9 protein-coding genes and 2 tRNA genes are annotated in these 6246 nt (G+C 31.3%); 1 reads left to right on the top strand and 10 read right to left on the bottom strand.

The window, feature by feature from the left end; all coding sequences use genetic code 11:
• A partial coding sequence (locus TPPER_RS00890) for an SAM-dependent methyltransferase (RefSeq protein ID WP_236859554.1) occupies window positions 1-396 on the top strand: 396 nt, incomplete at its 5' end.
• A gap of 185 nt (window positions 397-581) precedes the next feature.
• On the opposite strand, the gene TPPER_RS00895 is transcribed toward TPPER_RS00890, so the two are convergent.
• From TPPER_RS00895 to TPPER_RS00940, 10 genes are all read right to left on the bottom strand, one after another.
• Window positions 582-654: transfer RNA gene (locus TPPER_RS00895), tRNA-Trp, on the bottom strand.
• A 3-nt stretch (window positions 655-657) separates the two neighbouring features.
• A tRNA-Asp gene (locus TPPER_RS00900) sits at window positions 658-731 on the bottom strand.
• 114 nt (window positions 732-845) lie between these two features.
• Window positions 846-1112, bottom strand: coding sequence for a phosphoribosyl-AMP cyclohydrolase (locus tag TPPER_RS00905; protein ID WP_186787051.1), 267 nt, complete (start codon window positions 1110-1112; stop codon window positions 846-848).
• A gap of 77 nt (window positions 1113-1189) precedes the next feature.
• The gene (gene hisF, locus TPPER_RS00910) at window positions 1190-1963 is read right to left on the bottom strand and encodes an imidazole glycerol phosphate synthase subunit HisF (protein WP_099336896.1); all 774 of its coding nucleotides are present in this window, start codon (window positions 1961-1963) and stop codon (window positions 1190-1192) included.
• Window positions 1945-2685, bottom strand: coding sequence for a 1-(5-phosphoribosyl)-5-[(5-phosphoribosylamino)methylideneamino] imidazole-4-carboxamide isomerase (locus TPPER_RS00915; RefSeq protein ID WP_099336897.1), 741 nt, complete (start codon window positions 2683-2685; stop codon window positions 1945-1947). Before TPPER_RS00915 ends, hisF begins: the two co-directional genes overlap by 19 nt.
• 3 nt (window positions 2686-2688) lie before the next feature.
• A complete protein-coding gene (gene hisH / locus TPPER_RS00920; protein ID WP_099336898.1) occupies window positions 2689-3279 on the bottom strand; it encodes an imidazole glycerol phosphate synthase subunit HisH in 591 nt (196 codons plus the stop codon).
• Window positions 3279-4292 carry a hypothetical protein gene (locus tag TPPER_RS00925; protein ID WP_099336899.1) on the bottom strand — a complete coding sequence of 338 codons (1014 nt, stop codon included), beginning with the start codon at window positions 4290-4292 and terminating at the stop codon, window positions 3279-3281. Before TPPER_RS00925 ends, hisH begins: the two co-directional genes overlap by 1 nt.
• 27 nt (window positions 4293-4319) lie before the next feature.
• Entirely contained in the window at window positions 4320-5126 is an 807-nt protein-coding gene (gene hisG / locus TPPER_RS00930; protein WP_186787044.1) for an ATP phosphoribosyltransferase, read from the bottom strand.
• A gap of 37 nt (window positions 5127-5163) precedes the next feature.
• Window positions 5164-5856 (bottom strand): HemK family protein methyltransferase, encoded by a 693-nt coding sequence (locus TPPER_RS00935; RefSeq protein WP_099336839.1) that lies wholly within the window; start codon window positions 5854-5856, stop codon window positions 5164-5166.
• On the bottom strand, window positions 5840-6246 hold a 407-nt coding region (locus TPPER_RS00940), incomplete at its 5' end, for a peptide chain release factor-like protein (protein WP_272896467.1). The genes TPPER_RS00940 and TPPER_RS00935, both read right to left, overlap by 17 nt.

A 6246-nucleotide genomic window follows, 5' to 3' on the forward strand; every position in this document is an offset into this window, starting at 1 on the left:
CCATCACATATAGTACCTGGGATAACAACAGCAATAGGAACTACAGTAGGAATACCATTAACACATAGAAACTACTCTAATAGTGTTTCTTTTACAACAGGGTCTATATCCTATAAAAGCAAACCTAACTGGAGTCTAGACCTAAATAAGAAGCAAACAATAATAATGTATATGTATGCAAGTAATATAACTAAGCTAAAAGAAAAGCTATTAAAAAGTAGGTTCTCAAATAAGATCCCAATTGCAATAGTGTCTTCAAGTTCTAATAAAGACCAAAAGCTAATAATAAGTAATATAAAAAGCATAGAAAGCTTAACATATAATAATACAACACCATCTATACTTATAATAGGATATATAATAAACCTATATAGAGGCCTAACTACATTCAATTAATAAGAACATACCCTTCTAAACCTATTCTACCCCCCTTCTCTAACAACTAACCCTAAAAAGGAAAAGGACTAGATGTCTTTATGGGACGGCAGGTTTAAAGAAAAGCTAAACATAATGTTTGAACACTTGTTCTAAATAAGCCTCTAACAGCAACCCAAGAAGACTATATATGTCCATATGATATACAGGGATAGAGAGCCTCGAACTCCCAACTGCTGGCTTTGGAGACCAGTACTCTACCGTTTGAGCTATATCCCTTGACGGTGCGAATGGGACTCGAACCCACGTCCTTCGGCGTGACAGACCGATATTCTAACCAACTGAACTACCGCACCTATATTAACTAAACAGGCTCTTACTCTAGCATACTCTAGCTTTAATATAATATCTTAAGTAGAACCTATTATGTGGATTAGCTGGTATTATATTGATGCGAACCATGCATACAGCTACTCCGAACAAAAGCAGCTATAGTTTCCAAGATGGCAGGTATTTCCTTTTATTAGAGAACCTATTAGAACAGAGTCTTTATCACAATCTAAACATATCCTATAAACCCCTACTATATAGCCAGTCGTTTCCCCTTTCACCCATAAGCAATACTTAGTTCTGGAATAGCATATAACATAACCACTTTCTAAACTAATATATATGCCTTCTATATCAGAATAACCTACCATTAAAACATCCTTTGTTATAATATCTTGAATAGCCATAGGAATTATGATATTATGTTTTCTAAAGTAACATAGAAACCCTTTTAAATATGTTAGCTTAAAAGTCTTGTATATGTTCATAACCTAACTTCAACCCCTTTACTTAATAGAAACTTCTTTAATGAGCTAATATCAATAGTGTTTCTATGGAAAACAGAAGCAGCTAAAACCCCATCGACTTTAGACTCTTTCAAAGCTGATATAAAATGGTGTCTATTTCCTGCCCCTCCTGAAGCAATAAGAGGCATAGAGCAACAATTACGGATATCTGTTAGGTGTTTTATATCATAACCTTTTTTAATACCATCTTGGTTAATAACATTTATTACAACTTCTCCAGCCCCAAGCTTTTGTATAGTTTCAACCCATGCTATTGTATGCCAGCTAGCATAGTTTGATACATATTGGTTACCTGTATAGCTTCTTACTTGATATGTGTTGATGCTTTTGTTAAACCAACTATCAATACCTACGACTACGCACTGTGAACCAAATATATCCGCTAACCGACTTATAAAAAAAGGATCACTTAGTGCAGGAGTATTAACTGATATCTTGTCTGCCCCTAAAGAAAAAACTTCCTTAGCTTGAGAAACATTCCTAATTCCACCAGCAACACAAAATGGAATATTAATAGATTCAGCTACTTTGGATATCCACCTTTTATCTATTAATCTATCTTCAACAGATGCTGTTATATCATAAAATACTAATTCATCAGCACCAGAAGAAGCATAGTATTTAGAATAATCAACTATATTTCCAATATCATTATGGTTAGAAAACCTTTTACCTTTAATTATCTTTCCATTGAATATATCGAGACACGGTATTATACGTTTTGCCAACATTCTATAGCCTCCATAAAAGCAATCCTATTTTCTATAAAAGCACGTCCAACTATTATGTTTTTAATACCTATATAGCGAAGCTTAATAATATCATTTAGACTTTTAACACCACCAGAAGATTGAAAAGATAGTTTAGGCCAACCATATAATAAGTATTTATATAGTCTTAAGTTAACCCCAATAAAAGTACCGTCTCTTGAGATATCCGTACATAGTATATGTTTAATACCATAACAACTATAATGGTTAAGAACGTTTTCAATAGTGTTGTTAGAACTGCTTTGCCATCCGTTAATATATATTGAATAACTACCATTAGAACCATTACATATGTCTAAAGCTAACACTATTCTTTCTGGACCATATATAGTTAACCACTCTTGAACCACTCTTGGTTCCTTAATAGCAATAGACCCTATTACTATTCGAGAGGTCCCTAGTTTTAATAAACCATATATATCAGAAGAGTTTCGAATACCTCCGCCTACTTGTAATGTTATTGATTTACATTTTGAAACTATATTAGAGATTAACCTTACTTGTCGTTTTAATGGGGTTTTAGCTCCTGTTAGATCAACTAAGTGAATTATATTTGATCTTTTCCCTATATAGTATTTAATATAATATAAAGGCTCTAAGTTATATTTACGTATACATTGGTAGTTGCCTTGATATAAACGTACAATAGAATTAAACATAAGATCTATAGAAGGTATAATCATTTACTATAAAGCTATAAAGTTTCTTAATAGAATCATCCCTAACTTTCCAGATTTTTCTGGATGAAACTGAACTCCATAATAGTTATTTATATTGAAAGCAGCTGTATATAGGTCCCCATATATTGAGGTTGCTATGTCCGCTATGGATAAAGGAATATTGTAGCTATGGACAAAATAGAAGCAACTACCATTTTCAATATCTTTGAATAAAAAGTTCTTAGACTGATGGACAACCTTATTCCAACCAATATGTGGTATTAGTTTTCCATAGTTAGTTAGTTGTTCTGTTTGGTTTTCTATTATGCCTAGGGCTTTTATAGAACCATCTTCTTTACTGCTTAAACACATTAACTGCATACCAATACAAATGCCTAATATTGGGTTAGGAAAGGTAGCTATTATGTTAGATAGTTTATAAGCATTAACATTGTTCATAACTAACGAAGAAGTGCCAATGCCTGGTATAATTAGTTTATCAGTGTTTATTATTGTATTGTAGTCACAGCTAACTATGGAGTCATATCCTAACATATGTATTGTATGTTTTACTGAAGAGATGTTAGCGCAGCCTGTATTTAAGATAGCTATTAACATTAAAGTATTCCTTTAGAACTAGGTAGCTTATTACCAATAATATTAAGAGCTTTGTTTAATGCTATTCCAAATACTTTATATATGCTTTCAACTCTATGATGGTCATTGAATCCTTTTGTTGTTAAGTATATAGAACAGGTTAAGGATTCTGTTAAAGAACGGAAAAAGTGCTCTATCATTGAGTTAGAAACATCTCCAATCTTTTGGTAGTTATATTTAGCTTTATAGTATATATAAAACCTATTAGACATATCAACTACGCATTTTGATATACATTCATCCATAGGCATAGTAAAACTAAAACGACTTATGCCTATGTTAGTTTTTAAAGTGGTCTTTATGTTAATACCTAGAGTTATAGCTATATCTTCTATGATATGGTGGTCATCTATATGGACATCTCCTCTAGCTAGAATAACTACTCTAAACCTGCCATGTGTTGCTATTTGGTTAATCATATGGTTAAGAAATCCTATGTTAGTAGCAATATAGTTAGACATAGAATCATCAGTTAACCAAATAGTAACTAATATAGCTGTCTCATTAGTTATTCTATATATGTTTAGATAGTAGTTAGCTATTAGTTTATTAAGGCTAGCTATATATGGTTTAGTTAGGTTTAGTAGCTTAATATGTATTGGTTTAATACCTAACCTATGTGCTATGTTTATGAAGTATTTGTTGTTAGCTATATAATATCTTTTACCTGTAGATGAACCTATAGATAGAGACCTAGAAGGCTTCTCAATATGTGTATAATATGCTTTTAAGTCAGAAGAACCAATAGAAGCTAACCTAAAGGCCACACCTAAATAGGTTAGCATATTTAGTATAGTTATATGTGTATTTAATACACACCCCTTAAAACCAGCTGTTAACTTAAAAGTAGCCTTGCTAACTAATATAACTAACTTAACCTTATGGTCTTTTAATACTAGCACCAATCCTATAGCTTTGTTATTTAATGGCTTTTCGGTTATATATAGACTAATGAATAAATAGCTTACTTTCAAGGTTCTCCTTATTTAATATATATGTAGTTATCTATATAGTTGAAAAAGAACCCATATAGACTTATTATTTAATGATGCTATATTGTAGACATTAGCTTTTATATATCTCTGTATAATCTTAACTAGCTTTCTATATATAAACCAACTACTAATAAATATATATGCTTTAGGTCTTTTTATATTATATATGCTGTTTTTAAACCTATTAACTAAGAGCAGCTTGTTATTAGATATCTTTGGAAGACATTGAATTAAGTAAGCATGTGAGTAATAAACTATCTTTGCTTCATATAGGCCATTAACAAATAAAGTAGAACCTGTAGATACTACATCGAATATTATATCAGATAACCCAGAACTATATGCTACTTCTACTGAACCAGTAATATAATATAATATGTAGCTTATGCTATATCTTTTTAAGTAGTGTTTAAGTATATATGGGTAAGAAGTAGCAACCTTTTTCCCATCTAAACAGCTAATACCAGTCCATGGTTCACCTAAAGGAAAAGCTAATGATAAGCGACAACTACTGAACTTAAGACTATATATTATATAATAGTTAACTAGCTTTCTATATATAATAAACCTAAAAGATTGCTCTTCAAATACGTTTTTACCAATAATACCTAAGTCTACTGTTTTAGTTAATATTAAGTTAGGTATATCGTCATCTCGAACAAACATAATCCTAACTGCTTTATGGTTAGAACTTAATATAAGCTTTCTAATGTTATAGGCTTGTTTAGTTTTATAGTAGCTAACTAAATAGGTTGACTTATTACTTAATCTTCCAGACCTTTGTAATGCTATAGTTAGGGTTAGATAATTCAATATAGACTCTCTCTAGAAAATATATGATAGCTTGTAGTTATAGCAGCCTACCTATTGTAATACGTTCATTACTATAGTCTTTTATTGAATGAACACCTTTAAAAGATAAGCTTAATATAAAAGCTCTAACTATAGATCCTTGGTTATATCCATGTTCTAGTAATAGCCAACCTCCGTAGGTTAAAAAGAATACAGAGCTTAGACATATGTTAAATAGGCTTTGTAAACCATTATTAGAAGAAGCTAAAGAAATGGTTGGCTCAATAGGTAGGCTTCCTTTATTTAAATGGAGATCCTTTATACTAATATAAGGTGGGTTGCTAATAATTAGTCCATATCTTTTTAAATATAAAGACCTAAACCAGCTACTATATATATAGTTAACAGCTTTTAATTCTTTTAGCCCTAAGCTATATGCATTATAGTTGGCTATTGTTAAAGCAGTTAAAGAAAGGTCTGTTCCGATAGATATCCAGCTAGTTCTTTCATATACTAACCTTAAAACAATAGTACCACTTCCAGTTCCTAAGTCAAGTACATTTAGTTTATTATTAGGTAATAATATTAATGCTTGTTCTATTAAACAAACAGTATCAAGTCTTGGCATAAAAGCAGCTTTGGATATCTTTAGAGTTAAGTCCCATATATCTATTGGTTGTTCTATATTGGTTCTTAATATAAGTTCATTTAGGAATATGTATTCGTTAGAGCTTCTATAAGCATTCATCATAATAATATCTATTTAAGATTGGATGTATAAGTAAGTCTAAGTCTCCATTTAGAACCTCATTTAGCTTATATATAGTGAACTCTATTCTATGGTCTGTTATACGACATTGTTGATAGCTATATGTTCTTATTCGGTCAGACCTGTAGCCTGTGCCTAATAGGGTTTTCTTAACTAAAGACTCTTCTTTATGTTTACGTTTTAATTCGAAGTTAGTTAACCTAGCATTTAATATTACCAAAGCTTTGGATTTATTTCTATGTTGAGACCTTTCATCTTGGCACTCGACTACTATGCCAGTTGGTAAGTGTGTTATCCTAACAGCTGACTCTGTTTTATTAACATGCTGTCCTCCAGCCCCTGAAGAACGAAATGTGTCTATTCTTAGGTCAG

It is taken from the genome of Candidatus Tremblayella phenacoccinincola, assembly GCF_002682985.1.
Taxonomy (GTDB): domain Bacteria; phylum Pseudomonadota; class Gammaproteobacteria; order Burkholderiales; family Burkholderiaceae; genus Tremblaya; species Tremblaya phenacola_C.

What these genes read in the sequence shown, in the direction of transcription:
- TPPER_RS00905 (WP_186787051.1), bottom strand. Translation starts at nt 1,112, where the DNA reads ATGGCTATTCAAGATATTATAACAAAGGATGTTTTAATGGTAGGTTAT.
- hisF (WP_099336896.1), bottom strand. Translation starts at nt 1,963, where the DNA reads ATGTTGGCAAAACGTATAATACCGTGTCTCGATATATTCAATGGAAAG.
- TPPER_RS00915 (WP_099336897.1), bottom strand. Translation starts at nt 2,685, where the DNA reads ATGATTATACCTTCTATAGATCTTATGTTTAATTCTATTGTACGTTTA.
- hisH (WP_099336898.1), bottom strand. Translation starts at nt 3,279, where the DNA reads ATGTTAATAGCTATCTTAAATACAGGCTGCGCTAACATCTCTTCAGTA.
- TPPER_RS00935 (WP_099336839.1), bottom strand. Translation starts at nt 5,856, where the DNA reads ATGATGAATGCTTATAGAAGCTCTAACGAATACATATTCCTAAATGAA.